Annotated in this window: 13 protein-coding genes; 5 read left to right on the forward strand and 8 right to left on the reverse strand. The window is 71.2% G+C overall.

Translation table 11 applies throughout. The features are described from left to right. Positions 1-163: 163 nt before the first annotated feature. Complete coding sequence (locus LAJ50_RS09065; RefSeq protein ID WP_130552158.1) at positions 164-1231, forward strand: LLM class flavin-dependent oxidoreductase; 1068 nt, start codon at positions 164-166, stop codon at positions 1229-1231. Positions 1232-1265: 34 nt separating this feature from the next. Here the strand turns inward: LAJ50_RS09065 and LAJ50_RS09070 are convergent, their stop codons facing one another. From LAJ50_RS09070 to glk, 6 genes are all read right to left on the reverse strand, one after another. Then, complete coding sequence (locus tag LAJ50_RS09070) at positions 1266-2153, reverse strand: flavin reductase family protein (RefSeq protein WP_138654313.1); 888 nt, start codon at positions 2151-2153, stop codon at positions 1266-1268. 152 nt (positions 2154-2305) lie between these two features. Continuing rightward, positions 2306-3613, reverse strand: coding sequence for a sorbosone dehydrogenase family protein (locus LAJ50_RS09075; protein ID WP_138654311.1), 1308 nt, complete (start codon positions 3611-3613; stop codon positions 2306-2308). After that, a complete protein-coding gene (locus tag LAJ50_RS09080; RefSeq protein WP_130552155.1) occupies positions 3606-4049 on the reverse strand; it encodes a DUF2231 domain-containing protein in 444 nt (147 codons plus the stop codon). Before LAJ50_RS09080 ends, LAJ50_RS09075 begins: the two co-directional genes overlap by 8 nt. A gap of 387 nt (positions 4050-4436) precedes the next feature. Next, a complete protein-coding gene (gene eda, locus LAJ50_RS09085) occupies positions 4437-5096 on the reverse strand; it encodes a bifunctional 4-hydroxy-2-oxoglutarate aldolase/2-dehydro-3-deoxy-phosphogluconate aldolase (protein WP_138654309.1) in 660 nt (219 codons plus the stop codon). Between the two features lie 44 nt (positions 5097-5140). Further along, entirely contained in the window at positions 5141-7051 is a 1911-nt protein-coding gene (gene edd / locus LAJ50_RS09090) for a phosphogluconate dehydratase (protein ID WP_130552153.1), read from the reverse strand. A 170-nt stretch (positions 7052-7221) separates the two neighbouring features. Next, positions 7222-8250: a glucokinase gene (glk, locus tag LAJ50_RS09095; protein WP_130552152.1), complete on the reverse strand. Its 1029-nt coding sequence runs from the start codon at positions 8248-8250 to the stop codon at positions 7222-7224. A 301-nt stretch (positions 8251-8551) separates the two neighbouring features. On the opposite strand from glk, the gene ugpC reads away from it, so the two are divergent. The 3 genes from ugpC (at position 8552) to zipA (ending at position 14447) form a co-directional block, all read left to right on the forward strand. Further along, on the forward strand, positions 8552-9631 hold the full coding sequence (gene ugpC, locus LAJ50_RS09100) for a sn-glycerol-3-phosphate ABC transporter ATP-binding protein UgpC (RefSeq protein ID WP_224096532.1): 1080 nt from the start codon (positions 8552-8554) through the stop codon (positions 9629-9631). 434 nt (positions 9632-10065) lie between these two features. Then, on the forward strand, positions 10066-13569 hold the full coding sequence (smc, locus tag LAJ50_RS09105; protein ID WP_138654305.1) for a chromosome segregation protein SMC: 3504 nt from the start codon (positions 10066-10068) through the stop codon (positions 13567-13569). A 158-nt stretch (positions 13570-13727) separates the two neighbouring features. Continuing rightward, the gene (gene zipA, locus LAJ50_RS09110; RefSeq protein ID WP_130552149.1) at positions 13728-14447 is read left to right on the forward strand and encodes a cell division protein ZipA; all 720 of its coding nucleotides are present in this window, start codon (positions 13728-13730) and stop codon (positions 14445-14447) included. A 39-nt stretch (positions 14448-14486) separates the two neighbouring features. Here zipA and LAJ50_RS09115 read toward each other — a convergent pair whose 3' ends face one another. After that, positions 14487-15071, reverse strand: coding sequence for a TetR/AcrR family transcriptional regulator (locus tag LAJ50_RS09115; RefSeq protein ID WP_165424171.1), 585 nt, complete (start codon positions 15069-15071; stop codon positions 14487-14489). 124 nt (positions 15072-15195) lie between these two features. Here LAJ50_RS09115 and LAJ50_RS09120 point away from each other — a divergent pair, with 124 nt between their 5' ends. Further along, positions 15196-15564 (forward strand): hypothetical protein, encoded by a 369-nt coding sequence (locus LAJ50_RS09120; RefSeq protein WP_130552147.1) that lies wholly within the window; start codon positions 15196-15198, stop codon positions 15562-15564. Between the two features lie 36 nt (positions 15565-15600). On the opposite strand, the gene opgC is transcribed toward LAJ50_RS09120, so the two are convergent. After that, on the reverse strand, positions 15601-16737 hold the full coding sequence (opgC, locus tag LAJ50_RS09125; RefSeq protein ID WP_165424170.1) for an OpgC domain-containing protein: 1137 nt from the start codon (positions 16735-16737) through the stop codon (positions 15601-15603). Positions 16738-16992 lie beyond the last annotated feature (255 nt).

The raw sequence follows: 16992 nt of genomic DNA on the forward strand, positions 1-16992 counted from the left end.
CGGTGTGGGAGCCGCCATGGCGGCGATGAGGCTCTCCCGGGAAAGCCCATCGTCGCCATGGCGGCTCCCACTTTTCAGAACCAAGGCGACCACCACATTCACAGGCAGGGATGCCGGGATGCGGGACCATGCGGCGCTTCGATGGACCAGTGGAGGTGGTGCCGTGCGCGCGTTCGGATTCCTGAGCTTCGGCCATTACGGGCACAGCCCGGGCTCGATGGCGCGCACCTCGGCCGAGATGATCCGCCAGGCGGTGGAGATCGGCGTCGGCGCCGATGCCCTGGGCGTCAACGGCGCCTATTTCCGCGTGCATCACTTCGCGCGCCAGCAGGCCGCGCCGATGCCGCTGCTGGCGGCCATCGCCGCCCGCACCCAGCGCATCGAGGTGGGTACCGGCGTGATCGACATGCGCTACGAGAACCCGCTGTACCTGGCCGAGGAAGCCGCGGCGCTGGATGCCATCGCCCAGGGTCGCATCGCGCTGGGCATCAGCCGCGGCTCGCCCGAGCCGGCGCTGCGCGGCTACGAGGCCTTCGGCTACACCGGCGCCGCGGATCCGCGCGGCGGCGATCTGGCGCGCGAGAAGTTCGCGCTGTTCCTGCGCGCGATCAGGGGCGAACCGATCGCGCCCGGCGATCCGCAGATGGTCGGCGCCGGGCAGCGTCTGGCCATCGAGCCGCGCGCGCCCGAGCTGGTCAAGCGCATCTGGTGGGGCTCGGGCACGCGCGAGACCGCCGAGTGGGTAGGGCGCCAGGGCCTGAACCTGATGTCCTCCACGCTGCTCACCGAGGATGGCGGCAAGCCCTTCCACGCCCTGCAGGCCGAGCAGATCGCGCGCTTCCGCCAGGCCTACCGCGAGGCAGGGCACAGCGGCACCCCGCGCGTGTCGGTCAGCCGCAGCGTGTTCCCCATCGTCAACGCACTGGACGCGCGCTACTTCGGCCAGCGCGGCGAAGGGTCGAGCGACACGGTGGGCATCATCGACGGCTTCCGCTCGACCTTCGGCAAGACCTATGCCGATACGCCGGACAGGCTGATCGACCAGCTCAAGGCCGACAGCGCGGTGATGGCTGCCGACACGCTGATGCTGACCATTCCCAGCCAGCTGGGGCCGGACTACAACCTGCACGTGCTGGAGTCCTTCGCCCGACACGTCGCGCCGGCGCTTGGCTGGAAGCCGAACAGCGAAGGGCCGGTGGTCGGCGATCCGGTCGGGCCGGCCGAGGCATAGGGCGCGCGGCTCGCGCGACGCCGCAGGGCAGGGGTTACTCGAGCTGGCGCGTGGGCAGCTGCGGCAGCAGCGCGCTTTCGCTGACGTACTGCGCCAGGATGCCGCGCAGTTCCTCATCGCCGACGCGTTCCAGCGCGATCGCCTCGGGCGGCAGGAACACGCCGTGCGCGCAGGTACCGCGGCCCAGTTCGCAGCGGTAGACGATGCGGCGGGTGTGGCCGTGGCCGCACACCGCATAGACGAAACCGACCACCACCGGCAGGCCGGTCGCCTCGCGCAGGCGGCTGGCCAGCGTCGCGTCCTCGCCCTGCGGGATGTCGAACGCGGGCAGGCGCAGCTGGCCGTCGGCGTCCTCGAACAGCAGCACCTGGTCATCGCGCGTGGCGATCGCCACCGCGCGTGCCTGCGGTTCGGCGCTGGCGGTGCGGGTGGCCTCCTCGGCCAGGCGCGGGGTGAAGTAGCTGCCGCGCACATAGCCCAGCCCGTTGGCGGCACCGTGGTCGAAGGCCTGCACGCGCCCCAGCAGGATCGCGTGGTCGCCGGCATCGATCACCCGCTCCAGCGTGCAGTCGAACCAGGCCGCCACCGCCTCGATCACCGGCGCGCCGTGCGGACCGGCCCGCCAGGCGACGCCGGCGAAGCGGTCCTGCGTGTGCGTGGCGAAGCGGTTGGAGAGCTCCTTCTGGTCTTCGGCCAGCACGTTGACCGCGAAGCCGTGGCCGCCGGTGAAGGCCGCGAAGTTGCGCGAACGGCGCGCCAGACAGACCAGCAGCAGCGGCGGTTCGAGCGAGACGCTGGTGAAGGAGTTGGCGGTGAAGCCGATCGGCCGCCCCTGCGCGTCCAGCGCCGTCACCACCGTCACACCGGTCATGAAGGCGCCGAAGGCATCGCGCAGCGCGCGGGGATCGTGGGTGGCGGACATTTTGCGGAACTTGCGGCGACGGCGGGGGAGCGCAGCCTACCAACTCGCGTGGCGAGACGGGTCCGGTCGCATCGCACACCGCGTTGCGGCGTTGCCGTTCGCACGGTGGGAGCCGCCACGGTGGCTCCCACCAGAAGCGCTTTCACGCATCGTCAGCGCGAACTCACCCGCCACACCGTATCGCCCACGTCGTCGGCGATCAGCAACGCGCCGCTGGCGTCCTGCGCCAGACCCACCGGCGCGCCGAACAGCTGCTTCTCATCCTCGGAGTGGAAGCCGCTGACCACCGTCTGCGGCGGCCCCGCCGGCATGCCCTGCCGGAACGGCACATACACCACCGCGTAGCCGCTCAGCGGCGAGCGGTCCCAGCTGCCATGCTCGGCCACGAAGGCGCCGCCGTGGTACTTCGCCGGCAGCGCGTTGTCCTGCGAGAACCACAGGCCCAGCGCGGCCACGTGCGAGCCCAGCGCGTAATCGGGCTTGATCGCCTTGGCCACCAGGTCCTCCCGCTGCTGCTTGACGCGCGTGTCCACGTGCTGGCCGTAGTAGCTGTAGGGCCAGCCATAGAAGCCGCCTTCCTGCACCGAGGTCAGGTAGTCAGGGACCAGGTCGGCGCCGATCTCGTCGCGCTCGTTGGCGATGGCCCAGAGCTTGCCGGTAGTCGGCTCCCACTGCAGCCCGGTGGGGTTGCGGATGCCCGAGGCGTAGATGCGGCTGCCGGCCGAGGCCACGTCCACTTCCAGCACCACCGCGCGGCGGTACTCCTGCTCCAGCCCGTTCTCGCCGATGTTGCTGTTGGAGCCCACGCCGACGTACAGCTTGCGGCCGTCCGGGCTGGCCAGCAGCGCCTTGGTCCAGTGATGGTTGATGGTGCCCGGCAGGTCGGTGAACTCCACGCCCGGCGCCTCGATGCGGGTCTGGCCGGCGACATAGGGGAACTTCATGATCGCATCGGCATTGGCCACGTAGAGATCGTTGCCGATCAGCTGCACGCCGAAGGGCGAATGCAGGTGTTCCAGGAACACGTGCTTCTCCCAGCGGCCATCGGCGCCGGCGCGCAGCAGGGTGATGCGGTTGCCGCCCTTGCCACTCTTGCCCGACTGGCCCTTGATCTTGTTGGCGATCAGCTGCTTGGGCGTGGTCACCGGTTCGGCGCCGGGGCCGTTGGCCTCGACCACCAGCACGTCGTGATTGGGCAGCACGTAGAGCTGGCGGGGATGCATCAGGCCGTCGGCGATCTTCTCGATCTTCAGGCCGTCGGCGACCTTGGGCGTCTGGCCGTCCTTCCAGCCCACGCCGTCGGGCACCTGCATCGGCGGCACCAGGAAATTGCGCGCGGCCGGCAGCGGCGGCGCGTGGCCGGACTGCTGGGCCGGTTGCAGCTCGGCCTTGCCACCGCAGGCGGCCAGCAGGAGCGCGCAGGCCAGGCCCAGGGTGGTGCGGGCGATGGAATCAGTCATGGACGTAGCCTCCGATGCGGGCATCGCGCACGGCGATCAGCACATTGCCGATGGCCAGCAGCAGCACGGTCAGCGCCGACAGCCACACGCCGGCGGGGATCACGGCATAGGCGTCGCGGCTGTGCACGAAGGCATTGAAGATCGCCGCGACGATGGCCAGCAGGTTGAGCCAGAAGGCCAGCCGGTCCGCGCCGAGCGCGCTGCGGCGCCCCGTGATCCACACCTGGGCCAGGTTGACCAGGCGCGGGATGATGGCCGCGACCAGGCCCAGCACGATCAGCCACGCGGCGCTCTTCATCCACAGGATCACGCCGGTGTTGGCGTAGGTGATGTCGAAGATCAGCGCGGCGACGAAGCAGCCGAACGGGATCGGATTGAGCAGCCCGTAGAGCGCGGCGGCGACGGCCGAGCGTCGCGGTGCGGTGAGCGATGTCATGACGAGGTCTCGAAGCGGGGACAGGCGTCCCGCGCGGCGATCGACGCAGGACGCCGGTCACTGTCCTCGCCCGGATGTGGAAGTGGCGTGGTGGCCGCTACCGCGCGACGGTGCGTCCAGTCGCGCGTGGGCGCTGCCACCGCTGGCGCTGCCTTGTCACTCCCGCGAATGCGGAAATCCAGTGGCTTTCATGCGCAAGCTCCAAAGGCCCTGGATTCCCGCTTTCGCGGGGATGACGATGGGATGCGTTGTTGCCACCTCAGGGAGGCGTGCTCCTAGCCCCAAGGCGGCGCGGAGCGCTTCCTGCGCAACCAGGTCGGTGAATTCAGATGCAGGTGCGGCAGGTGCAGGACACGCAGGTGCTCGCAGCGCCTGCACGGGCGACACTCAGCCGCCACGCGCCTGCCTGACGATCTGTGCGGCGCGCGCGGCGGTCTCGCGGACCGAGGTCCAGTCGCCCGCGGCGATCCACTGCTTGGGCACCATCCACGAACCGCCGATGCACACCACGTTGGGCTGGGCCAGGTATTCGGCGGCGGTGGCCTCGGTGATGCCGCCGGTGGGGCACAGCTTGAGCTGCGGGACCGGCCCGTGCAGGCCCTTGATCATCGCCAGCCCGCCCACCGCGTTGGCGGGGAACAGCTTGCACACGTGGAAGCCCAGTTGCAGCAGGGTCAGCAGTTCGGTCGGCGTGGCCGCGCCGGGAATGACCGGGATGGGCGCGGCAGCCAGGGCTTCGGCCATGTGCGCCGGCGTGCCGGGGGTGACGATGAAGTCCGCGCCGGCGCCCACGCACTGGCCGATCTGGTCGATGGTCAGCACCGTGCCCGCGCCGATGGCGAACTGCGGCAGCTCGCGCTTGAGCGTGGCCAGCGCGTCCATCGCCACCGGCGTGCGCAGGGTCAGCTCGATCACGGGCAGGCCGCCTTCCAGCAGCGCATGGGCCACGCCGCGGGCCTGGTCCAGCGTGTCCACCGCGACCACCGGCAGGATGCCGGCGCGGCGGAGCAGGTCTTCGGTCTGTTGCTGGCGCTTGGAGATGATCATGGTCGTGCCTTGCGTGCGTGGAAGGGGATGGGGCAGGGCGCCGCTCAGGCGTCCTTGGCCTCGTGCGGGGCCGCGGCGGCCTGTTCGGTCTCGCCCAGCTCGTATTCGGCATCGACTTCCCAGCCGTGCTCGGGCGTGGGCGGGCCGCAGGAAATGGACACCGCGCCCTGGTCGGCCGGCGAGACCTGCGCGCGATTGAGCGCGAACAGGTTGCGGCCCAGGTCGTGCGACGGCCGCGCGGTGTCGGGCGCCAGCGTGCGCAGCTTCCATTCCTCGGCATCGACCTGCGCCTCGAGCACGCCGGCCTCGGCGTCGAGCAGGATCATGTCGCCCTCGCGCAGGCGCGCCAGCGGGCCGCCGGCGGCGGCCTCGGGCGTGATGTGGATCGCGGCCGGGATCTTGCCCGAGGCGCCGGACAGGCGGCCGTCGGTGACCAGCGCCACGCGCCGGCCCTGGTTCTGCAGCAGGCCCAGCAGCGGCGCCAGCGAATGCAGCTCGGGCATGCCGTTGGCGCGCGGGCCCTGGTAGCGCACCACCGCGACGAAGTCCTGCGGCAGGGCGCCGGCCGCGTGCAGCTTGTTGAGGCTGCGCGGGTCGTCCACCACCACCGCCGGCGCGTGGATGCGGCGGTACTCGGGCTTGACCGCCGAGGTCTTGATCAGCGAGCGCCCCAGGTTGCCGCGCAGCAGGCGCAGGCCGCCCTGGGCCTCGAACGGCGCCGACACCGGCCGCACCACCTTCTCGTCGGCGCTGGTGGCGATGCCGGGGCTGTAGGCCAGCTGGCCCTCGACCAGGCGTGGCTCGTCACAGTAGGCGCGCATGCCGCCGGCGACGATGGTCGGGATGTCGTGCATCAGCCCGGCATCGAGCAGCTCGCGGAACACGAACTGGGTGCCGCCGGCGGCGGCGAAGCGGTTCACGTCGGCCTCGCCGTTGGGATACACGTGGGCCAGCAGCGGCACCACCTGCGAGATCTCGTCGATGTCGTCCCAGGTCAGCACGATGCCGGCCGCGCGCGCCACCGCCACCCAGTGGATGGTGTGGTTGGTCGAGCCGCCGGTGGCCATCAGCGCGGCGATCGCGTTGACGATCGCGCGCTCGTCCACCAGCTGGCCGATCGGGCGATAGTCCTCGCCCAGCGCGGTGATCCGCAGCGCGCGCTCGGCGGCCGCGCGGGTCAGCACGTCGCGCAGCGGCAGGTCCGGGTTGACGAAGCTGGTGCCCGGCAGTTGCAGGCCCATGGCCTCGAGCAGGGTCTGGTTGGAGTTGGCGGTGCCGTAGAAGGTGCAGGTGCCGGCGCCGTGGTAGCTGGCCGATTCGGCCTCCAGCAGCTCTTCGCGCGTGGCCTCGCCGGCGGCGTAGCGCTCGCGCACGGCGGCCTTTTCCTTGTTGGGGATGCCCGGGGTCATCGGCCCGGCCGGCACGAACACCGCGGGCAGATGGCCGAAGGCCAGCGCCCCCATCAGCAGGCCCGGCACGATCTTGTCGCACACGCCCAGGTAGAGCGCCGCGTCGAACATGTCGTGACTCAGCGAGATCGCCGTGGCCTGGGCGATGACATCGCGCGAGAACAGCGACAGCTCCATGCCCGGCCGGCCCTGGGTCACGCCGTCGCACATCGCCGGCACGCCGCCGGCCACCTGCGCGGTGGCGCCCAGCTCGCGCGCCAGCTGGCGGATCATCTCGGGGTAGTGCTCGAAGGGCTGATGCGCCGAGAGCATGTCGTTGTAGGCGGTGACGATGCCCAGGTTGGGCGTCACGTCCGCGCGCAGCCGGCCCTTGTCGGTCGGCCCGCATGCGGCGAAGGCGTGGGCCAGGTTGCCGCAGCTCAGGCGGGTGCGCTGCGGGCCCTCGCGGAGCACCGCGTCGATGCCTTCCAGGTAGGCCTGGCGCGGCTGCGCGCTGCGGCGGCGGATGCGGTCGGTAACGGCTTCGATGCGCGGGTGCAGGGTCATGGCAGGCGGCTGTGACAGGCGGGAAGGAGGACGCGTCGCACACCGGGCTGAACAAGACCACTGGCAATACCAGTGGCGTCCTGTATTCCGCTGCGGTGGTCAGCAGGCCCTAAGTCTAGCGCGATCGCACGACACCTGGGCACGCAGCGGAGATACCAATGTAATTCCAGTCAGGCGACAGGAGGGGCGGGCGCGTGCTTGTTGGGCGGCCCGAATACCTCCACCGCCATGGCGGCGGCGCCCAGCAGGCCCGGCTGCTTGTGCAGGTTGGCCAGCACCGGGATCTTGCCCATCGCCGGCGAGAAGCGGCCCTTGTGCTCGAAGCGCTGGCGAAAACCCGAGCGCTGCAGCTGCGGCAGCAGGCGCGGGACCAGGCCGCCGCACAGGAACACGCCGTCCCAGGCGCCCAGGGTCAGCACCAGGTCGCCGGCGATCGCGCCGAACACGGCGAAGAACACGTCCAGCGCATGCAGGCAGCGGGCATCGCCCTCGGCCGCGCGCGCGGTCACGTCCGAGGGCTGCATCGGGCCCGGATCCTCGCCGGCCATCTCGCTCAGCGCGCGATGGATGTTGACCAGGCCCGGCCCGCAGATCAGCCGCTCGTTGGACACCCGGCCGAACTGGCGCGAGAGCCGCTCCAGGATCTCGATCTCCTCCGGATTGCCCGGCGGGAAGCTGACATGGCCACCCTCGGTCTCCAGCGCATAGCGCTTGCCGTCGCGCACCAGCAGGCCGCCGGCGCCCAGGCCGGTGCCCGGGCCGATCACCGCGTAGGTCAGGTTGCGCGTCAGCGGCACCGGCTTCCACGGCGCCGGGCCGACCTGGGCCACATCGTCCGGGCCCAGCAGGGAGGCGGCCATGGCCTGGGCGGCGAAGTCGTTCATCAGCTTCACGCCTTCGAAGCCGAGCATCTTCTTCAGCCGCGGCACCCGGATCACCCAGGGGTGGTTGGTGACGCGGACCTCGTCGCCATCGACCCGGCCGGCGGCGGCGAACACGCCGTTGCGCGCGGTGGTCCCGGTCTGGTCCATGTAGTGCTTGGCCGCATCGGCCAGCGAGGGGAAGTCGGCCACGACGTATTCGCGCGTGCTGTCCAGCAGCAGCGGGTTGTCGGCGGCGGTGTCGGCCAGCGCGAAGCGCACGTTGGTGCCGCCGATATCGGCCAGCAGGACGCACTGCGCGGGGTCGGGAGAGCTCATGCGGGATTCCTGGAACGAGGAAGAAGGATTGGGCGCCGGCCGCGTCGACGGGCCGGGGCGCGAGGCGCGACGGATGGTAGCGCGGGGCCTGACCAGGCCATACGGCGCATACGAATGCGGGGGAGCTCGCGACATCGCCCCCTCCGGCAAGTCGACTGATGGGATCGGCGTGGTGAAAACGCTTACATGGCAGAATACCGCGTCGCGCCTGCGCTCGTCACCGGGTCGGGCGTAGCCTTCGCCGCAGCGCGCGCCCAGCGCGATGCCGTGTGCGGTGCAGCAACGAAACTAGGGAGACACGATGGCGAGTGTGCAGCTGGATCAGGTCCGCAAGGTGTACGACAACGGCCAGGTGGCCGTGCACGGCGCCAGTTTCGAGGTCGCCGACGGCGAGCTGATGGTGCTGGTGGGGCCCTCGGGCTGCGGCAAGTCCACCCTGCTGCGCATGATCGCCGGGCTGGAGGAGATCAGCGGCGGCACGCTGAAGATCGGCCCGCGCGTGGTCAACGACGTGGCGCCCAAGGACCGCGACATCGCCATGGTGTTCCAGTCCTACGCCCTGTACCCGCACATGACGGTGGCCGAGAACCTGGCCTTCGGCCTGAAGCTGCGCAAGCACGACAAGGCCACCATCGACGCGCGCATCAAGGCCGCGGCCGAGACGCTGGGGCTGACCTCGATGCTGGACAAGCTGCCCAAGGCCATGTCCGGCGGCCAGCGCCAGCGCGTGGCGCTCGGCCGGGCGCTGGTGCGCGAGCCGGCGGTGTTCCTGCTGGACGAGCCGCTGTCCAACCTGGACGCCAAGCTGCGCAATTCGGTGCGTGGCGAGATCGCCCGCCTGCACCGGCAGCTGGGCACGACCATGATCTACGTCACCCACGACCAGGTCGAGGCCATGACCCTGGGCCAGCGCATCGTGGTGCTCAAGGACGGGCAGATCCAGCAGATCGACACGCCGATGGCGCTGTACGACCGGCCGGCCAACCTGTTCGTGGCCGGCTTCCTGGGCAGCCCGGCGATGAACGTGCTGCGCGGCACCGCCCAGGCCGAGGGCCTGCGGCTGGACGACGGCACCCTGGTGCCCTGGCACGGCGCCGGCCCGGCGCCGGCCACGCCCGGCCGGGCGCTGATCGTGGGCGTCCGCCCGGAGGACCTGCACCTGGTGCCCGCCGGAGAACCGGGCAGCTTCGCGGCCACCGTGGAGAACGTCGAGCCGGTCGGCAACGAGATCTTCGTGCACCTCAAGGCCGGCGCGCTGGCGCTGGTGGCGCGCGTGGCCCCGCGCGCGCTGCCCGCGCCGGGCGAGCCGATCGGCCTGCGGCTGGACGCCGCGCGCCTGCACTGCTTCGACCCGACCGACGAGCGCCGCCTGGACGCCTAGGGCCTGTCATCAGCGCCTGGGTGGGTCGCGTTGGCGCTGCAGGGCCGTCAGGTTTGCGTCGCGTGGCGCAGGCTTGACTGGCCGCCAGGCCAAGCCGCGCGGCGCGAAGATGGTGGCCTTGCAGCGCCGACCCGAAGGGCCGCCCTTGCGCGCACCCGGGACAGCGTCATTGCTCGGTCGTGGACGGACGTCCACTCCCTCCCGCTTCCTTGCCCCGGGCACGCGCAAGGGCGGCGCGACCCACCCAGGAACTGATGACAGGCCCTGGGGCCGGACCGGGCCGGCGGGGCGCCGGTATACTCCGGTGTCCGCCGACGGCCCTGCCGCGCCGGGCCCCGCAGGCCCGCGCGAAGCGCCGCCGGACTCCATCACCCCGGCCGCGCGGCTTTCTACCCCCTTGAGAGGGTCCGCGCGCCGCCAACGCGACGCGACGCATGCGCCTGTCCACGATCAAGCTGTCCGGCTTCAAATCCTTCGTCGATCCCACCACGCTGCACCTGCCGACCAACATGACCGGCGTGGTCGGGCCGAACGGCTGTGGCAAGTCCAACATCATCGACGCGGTGCGCTGGGTGATGGGCGAGAGCTCGGCCAGCCGCCTGCGTGGCGATTCGCTGACCGACGTGATCTTCTCCGGCTCGGCGGCGCGCAAGCCGGTGGCGCAGGCCACGGTCGAGCTGATCTTCGACAATTCGGACCACACGATCTCCGGCGAATTCGCCGCGTTCAACGAGATCTCGGTCAAGCGCACCGTCAGCCGCGACGGGCAGAGCAACTACTACCTCAACGGCACCAAGTGCCGCCGGCGCGACATCACCGACCTGTTCCTGGGCACCGGCCTGGGGCCGCGCAGCTACTCGATCATCGAGCAGGGCATGATCAGCCAGATCATCGAGGCCCGCCCCGAGGACCTGCGCGTCTACCTGGAGGAGGCCGCCGGCATCTCCAAGTACAAGGAGCGCCGCAAGGAGACCGAGACCCGCATCCGCCACACCCGCGAGAACCTGGAGCGCCTGTCCGACCTGCGTGAGGAAGTGGACAAGCAGCTTGAGCACCTCAAGCGCCAGGCGCGCCAGGCCGAGCAGTACCAGGCCTACCAGGAAGAGCGCCGGGTCAAGGACGCGCAGTGGAAGGCGCTGGAATACCGCGGCCTGGACGGCCAGCTGCGCAGCCTGCGCGAGGGCCTCTCGGTCGAGGAGACCCGCCTGCAGCAGCTGATCGCCGAGCAGCGCGAGGCCGAGGCCCAGATCGAGGGCGACCGCGTGCGCCGCGACGAGGCGGTCGAGGCGCTGGGCCGCGTCCAGGCCGACGTCTACCAGGTCGGCAGCACGCTGGCCCGCATCGAACAGCAGATCCAGCATCAGCGCGACCTGTCCACGCGCCTGGTCAAGGCCCAGGCCGAGGCCCAGGCGCAGCTGGCCGAGCTGGGCACGCACATCGAGAGCGACAGCGCGCGCCTGGACGTGCTGCGCGAGGCAGTGGAAGAGGCCGAGCCGCAGCTGGAGCAGCTGCGCGAGGACGACGTCATGCGCCAGGACGCCCTGCGCGAGGCCGAGGCAAAGCTGGCCGACTGGCAGCAGCGCTGGGAGGCCCACAACCGCGCCACCGCCGAGTCCTCGCGGGCCGGCGAGGTCGAGCGCACCCGCGTGGACTACCTGGACCGACAGTCGCTGGAGTCCGAGCGCCGGCGCGAGGCGCTCACCGCCGAGCGCGCCGGGCTGGACCTGGAGGCGCTGTCGGCCGCCTACGAGGCCCTGTTCGAACAGTACGAGGTCAAGAAGGCCTCGCTGGACGAGCTCAACGAGACCGTCGAGCAGCACAAGCAGGCCGTCTCCGGCGTGGCCGAGCGCCAGCAGGCGCTGCAGGCGCAGCTGGCGCAGGTGCGCAAGGACGCCCAGGCCGCGCGCGGCCGCCTGTCCTCGCTGGAGACCCTGCAGCAGGCGGCGCTGGGCCAGGAGCAGGGCGCCGCGCTGGCCTGGCTGCGGGCGCGCGGCCTGGATTCGGCCACCCGCGTGGGCGAATCGCTGACCGTCGAGGCCGGCTGGGAAAACGCCGTGGAAGGCGCGCTGGGGCGGCTGATCGAAGGCGTGCTGGTGCAGTCGCCCGAGTCGCTGGTCGAGGCGCTGGCCGACCTGGACGAAGGCCGCATCGCGCTGGTCTCGCCGCAGGAGGGCGATGAGACCTTCGCGCCCACCTCGCTCGCGGCCAAGGTGCGCGGCCCGCTGGCCGTGCGCCGCCTGCTGGCCCGCCTGCACGCCGCCGAGGACCTGGCCGCGGCGCGCGCGCTGCTGCCGACCCTGCCGGCCGGCGATGCCATCGTCACCCGCGGCGGCGAGCGCCTGGGCCAGGGCTGGGTGCACGTGCAGCGCTCCAGCGCGTCCAGGCAGGGCGCCCTACTGCGCGAGCGCGAGATCCAGACCCTGCGCGAGCAGATCGATCAGCTGCAGGCGCAGGAGGCGCAGGCCGAGCAGGACCTGGCCGAGCTGCGCGAGGTCGCCCTGGCCGGCGAACAGGCCCGCGAAGAGGCCCAGCGCAGCCTCTACCAGGCCCACCGCGCCGTGTCCGAACTGGCCGGCCAGCTGCAGGGCCAGCAGGGCCGGCTGGACGCCGCGCGCACCCGCATCGAGCGCATCGATGGCGAACTGGCGCAGCTGGCCGATGCACTGGAGCAGGCCCGCGACCAGGCCGCCGAGGCCCGCGCCCGCCTGGAGGACGCGGTCACCCGCATGGCCGACCAGGAGGACGCGCGCCAGCAGCTGGACGCCGAGCGCCGCGCGCTGACCGCCGCGCGCGATGCCGCCCGCGAAGCGGCCCGCACCACCCGCGAGGCGACACACGCGCTGGCCCTGACCCTGGAATCCCAGCGCACCCAGATCGCCTCGCTGACCCAGGCGCTGGAGCGCATGGGCGGCCAGCGCGGCCAGCTCGATTCGCGCCTGGGCGAGATCACCGCCCAGCTCAACGGCGGCGAGGACCCGGTGTCCGAGCTGGAGGCCCAGCGCGAGAACGCCCTGCACGAGCGCGTGCGCGTCGAGCGCGTGCTGGCCGAGGCGCGCACCGCGCTGGACGGCATCGACAACGGCCTGCGCCAGTACGAGCAGACCCGGCAGAAGCGCGACGAACAGGCCCTGGCCCAGCGCGAGGCCATCGCCCAGCGCCGCCTGGACCAGCAGGCGCTGGTGCTCAAGGCCGAACAGCTGTCCACCGCGGTGGAGCAGGCCGGCTTCGTGCTGCAGGCGGTGATCGAGACGCTGCCCGAGATCGCCGACCCGGCCGAGTGGGAAGCGGCCGTGCAGCAGCTGGACTACAAGATGCGCCGCCTGGAGCCGGTCAACCTGGCCGCCATCCACGAGTACGGCGAGGCCAGCACCCGCAGCGAGTATCTCGAATCGCAGAACGCCGACCTCACCGCCGCGCTGGAGACGCTGGAGGAGGCCATCCGCAAGATCGACCGCGAGACCCGCGGCCGCTTCAAGGAGACCTTCGACCGCGTCAACTCGGGCGTGCAGGCGCTGTATCCGCGCCTGTTCGGCGGCGGCCACGCCTATCTGGAGCTGACCGGCGACGATCTGCTCGACACCGGCGTGTCGATCATGGCGCGCCCGCCGGGCAAGCGCGTGTCCAGCATCTCGCTGCTGTCCGGCGGTGAGAAGGCGATGACCGCCGTGGCGCTGGTGTTCGCCATCTTCCAGCTCAATCCCGCGCCGTTCTGCCTGCTCGACGAGGTCGACGCGCCGCTGGACGAGGCCAACGTCGGCCGCCTGGCCAACATGGTCAAGGAGATGAGCGAGAAGGTGCAGTTCCTGTTCGTCAGCCACAACAAGGCGACGATGGAAGCGGCCAACCAGCTCTCCGGCGTCACCATGCGCGAGCCGGGCGTCTCGCGCCTGGTGTCGGTCGATCTGGCCGAAGCGTCGCGTCTGGCGGGCGCGGCCTGAAGGCCGAAGCGGGAGATGACGAACGAGAAACGCGTGAGGTCAGGCACCGCGTGCCGTGGCGCTGACGCGTTCCTCGTTGCTCTCCACGCGTTCCTCGCTGGATGCCGCGTCCCAAGCGTGGCACCATCCGGCCAGTTTTTCAGAAGGAGCCCCAGCCCATGTCGGACGTGATGATGCTGCGGATCGGCATTGCCGTGGTGGGCGTGATCCTCATCATCGCGATGGTGATCTTCGGCCGACCCAAGAAGGCGCCGCAGGGCCGTCGTGTGGAATCCGGCGAGCGTGGCGAGGCGGCGCGGGTCGAGCCGAGCCTGGGCGGCGATCCGGCCGATCCGGACTACAGCGGCGAGGGCGTCAGCCAGCCCGACCTGGGCCTGGCCGATCCCGGCGCCGGCGACAGCGATCTGGGCAAGCGTCCGGGTTCGGACTTCGACAAGATCATCTCGCTGTACGTGGCGGCCAGATCGGGCCAGATGCTGCGCGGCGAGGACATCGTGGTGGCCGCGGAGAAGACCGGCCTGACCTTCGGCCACATGAACGTGTTCCACCGCCTGATCGAGCATCACCCCGAGCGCGGCCCGGTGTTCAGCATGGCCAACATCATGCAGCCCGGCAGCTTCGACATGGCCGCCATCCGCGAGCTGGAGACGCCGGCCATCGCCTTCTTCCTGACCCTGCCGGCGCCGATGACCGCGCTGGATGCCTGGGAGATGATGCTGCCCAACGTGCAGCGCATGGCCGAACTGCTCGACGGCGTGGTCCTGGACGACAGCCGCAACGCGCTGGGCCGCCAGCGCATCCAGCACATCCGGGAGGAGCTGCGCGGCTACGACCGCCAGCACGAGGCCCCGCCGCTGAGCAAGGCGCCGCGCTGGTAGGTGTTCGGCCTTCGCGAAAGGGGCGAGTCGGCGGCCGTGTCAGGCGGCGTGTGCCGACGCCATCGAAATGCCTTCGCCAGCGCTCATGCCCGCAAGCAGCGCCCGGCACGCGCTCTGCAAGCCGCTGGCCAGCCGGTCGGCCGGACACCAGGCCTCGCCGCGGATCCAGGCCAGCACCGGTGACAACACCGCATCGGCCAGCGCGCAGGCCGCCAGGGGCTGCGGCAGATGCAGCGGCGTTCCCGCGAGCGCGATCCGCGCCGCCATGCGCAGGATCAGCGCGCGCCTGAACCTGCGCAGCGCGACGCCCTGGAACAGCGCGCCCGCCCGGCCACGCATCGCCCACAGATGTTCCAGCCACAGCGTGGCCCCGGGCAGGCCGTCCGCATCGAACGGGAGGGCGGACAGGCAGGCGAGCGCGGGTTCCATGCAGCTGATCAGCAGAGCGTCCTTGTCCCTGAAATGCTCGTAGAACGTGGACCGGCCGATGCCGGCGACGCGCAGGACATCGTCCAGCCGGATCTCGGCATAGCGTCGTTCCATGGTCAGCGCGATCAGGGCGCCGCGCAGCGCGTCGCGGGTTCGTTCCGGGCGCGGGTCCGCGCGGTCGCTGGCCGGATGCATGCGATGTCCCTCCAAGGGTCTGTGCCGGACATCTGCGGCGAACTGTCCGGAAAGGCGAGCGTGGGCGTTGTGAGCAAGCGTGTCCAGCCGCATGCTCCGTGCCCCGTCCACGCTGGAACCGCCCATGCCGCCCAAGGCCACCGATCTGCGCCCCTTCGTGCCCTGCATCGATTTCGCACTGTGCAAGGACTTCTATGCGAGCCTGGGGTGGGAAACGCATGAGGTGTCCAACGGGCTGGCGCTGGTGCGCCTGGGCGACGCCCAGCATTTCTACCTGCAGGATTACTATCTGCGGGAGGTCGCGGAGAACTGCATGCTCCACGTCACCGTCGAGGATGCGATGGGCTGGTACCGGCACGCCGCGACCGTCGTGCGCGAGCGTCGGTTCCAGGCCGCACGGGTCCAGCCGCCGCAGCACCAGCCCTATGGCGCCCTGGTCACGTTCCTGCACGATCCCAGTGGCGTGCTGCTGCACCTGTGCCAGTGGGCCTAGCGACCCTTCCCGATCCCGAGCGATCGCGTGGACGCCTCACCGCGCCGGCGCGGGCTGGGTGGTGCGCGGGCGCGACACGCGCCGGCGCCAGGCCAGGTAGCGGGAGAAGCCCCACAGCACCGCGGCCAGGCAGGCCAGGGTGAGGAAGTAGCCGGCGGTGCCCAGGTCCAGCCTGCCCACCAGCAGCGCCGCGGCGTAGGTGAGCAGGATGCCGGCGGTGAAGACCTCCAGCGAATGGCGTCCCATCGAGGCGAACACCTCGTGCAGCGCCTGCGCCGGGCGCGGCATCCGCCGATCGCGCAGCGCGGCGGACAGCCAGAAGTACGCGGCCAGCACCAGCGCCGCATGCGGCAGGCGCAGCAGGCCCAGCTGATGCTTGTCCCACCACCAGGCATCGCTCAGGCCGAGCTTGCGGTCGGCGACGAAGACCACCGTCGCCAGCGCCAGCGCGCCGAGCACCGCGACGGCGGCCGCGGGATGCTGCATCCAGCGCTCGAGCCGGTCCAGGACGCCCAGCCGCCCACACAGCAGGCCGCCCATGAAGCACAGCTGCCAGGCGAAGGGATTGAGCCCGTAGCCCTCGCCGTGCAGGCCCAGCGCCGCGCGCGCGGCCGGCAGCTGGCACAGCAGGTACAGGCCCAGGGTCACGGCGAAGGCCAGCGGCGCGGCGCGCTGGGCCAGCGGCACGAACAGGATCGCCACCAGCAGGTAGGCCACGTACAGCGACAGGATGTCCAGCAGCGGCGGGCTGTTGGCCAGCAGCAGGAAGGACAGGGCCGAGTCGTCCGGGCGCTGCACATGGTTGCTCAGGCCGAGGGCCTCCAGGCTGGAGGGCAGCATGATCGAGCAGATCGCCAGCAGCGCGACGAAGGCCAGCGCGTTGTACAGGTACAGGTGCCCGGCCCGGTGCGAGAGGCGCACGAAGCGCTGGGCGAAGGTCACGCCCGGGCGCGTATGCAGGATCCCGATCAGCGCGCCGGAGACGAACAGGAACAGCTCGGCTGCCGAGGAATACCCCAGCATCGTCGGCGTGAACCATTCGCGCCCGGCATAGCCCAGCTTGCGCGCGAAGCTGGAGGTGTGGTCGAAGGCGATCACCAGCAGGCAGATGCCGCGGACGAAATCCAGTGCCTCGATCCGGCTGCCCGTGCGCGGGGCGACCGGCGCGCTCAAACCCGAGGCTCCGATGCGTCGGGCCAGACGCGCGGGCAGCCGTCATGGCGCCTGGGGCTGAACGGCTGGCAGCAAGGCAGGAGGGAACTCAACAGAAGCGAGGCCGACGGACGGCCGTGTGCGGACGTGGGGGTTCGCATGGGCAGGGGCAGCGGCGGGGGAGATCCGACCCTAACGCCTGTCATGTTCAGCATTCGTAAGTCGCCACACTTCGCCTGGGTGGACATCGCAGGCTGTGACACGCCGCTCGCGTAA

This window comes from Pseudoxanthomonas sp. X-1, assembly GCF_020042665.1.
In the GTDB taxonomy this organism is placed as follows: domain Bacteria; phylum Pseudomonadota; class Gammaproteobacteria; order Xanthomonadales; family Xanthomonadaceae; genus Pseudoxanthomonas_A; species Pseudoxanthomonas_A spadix_A.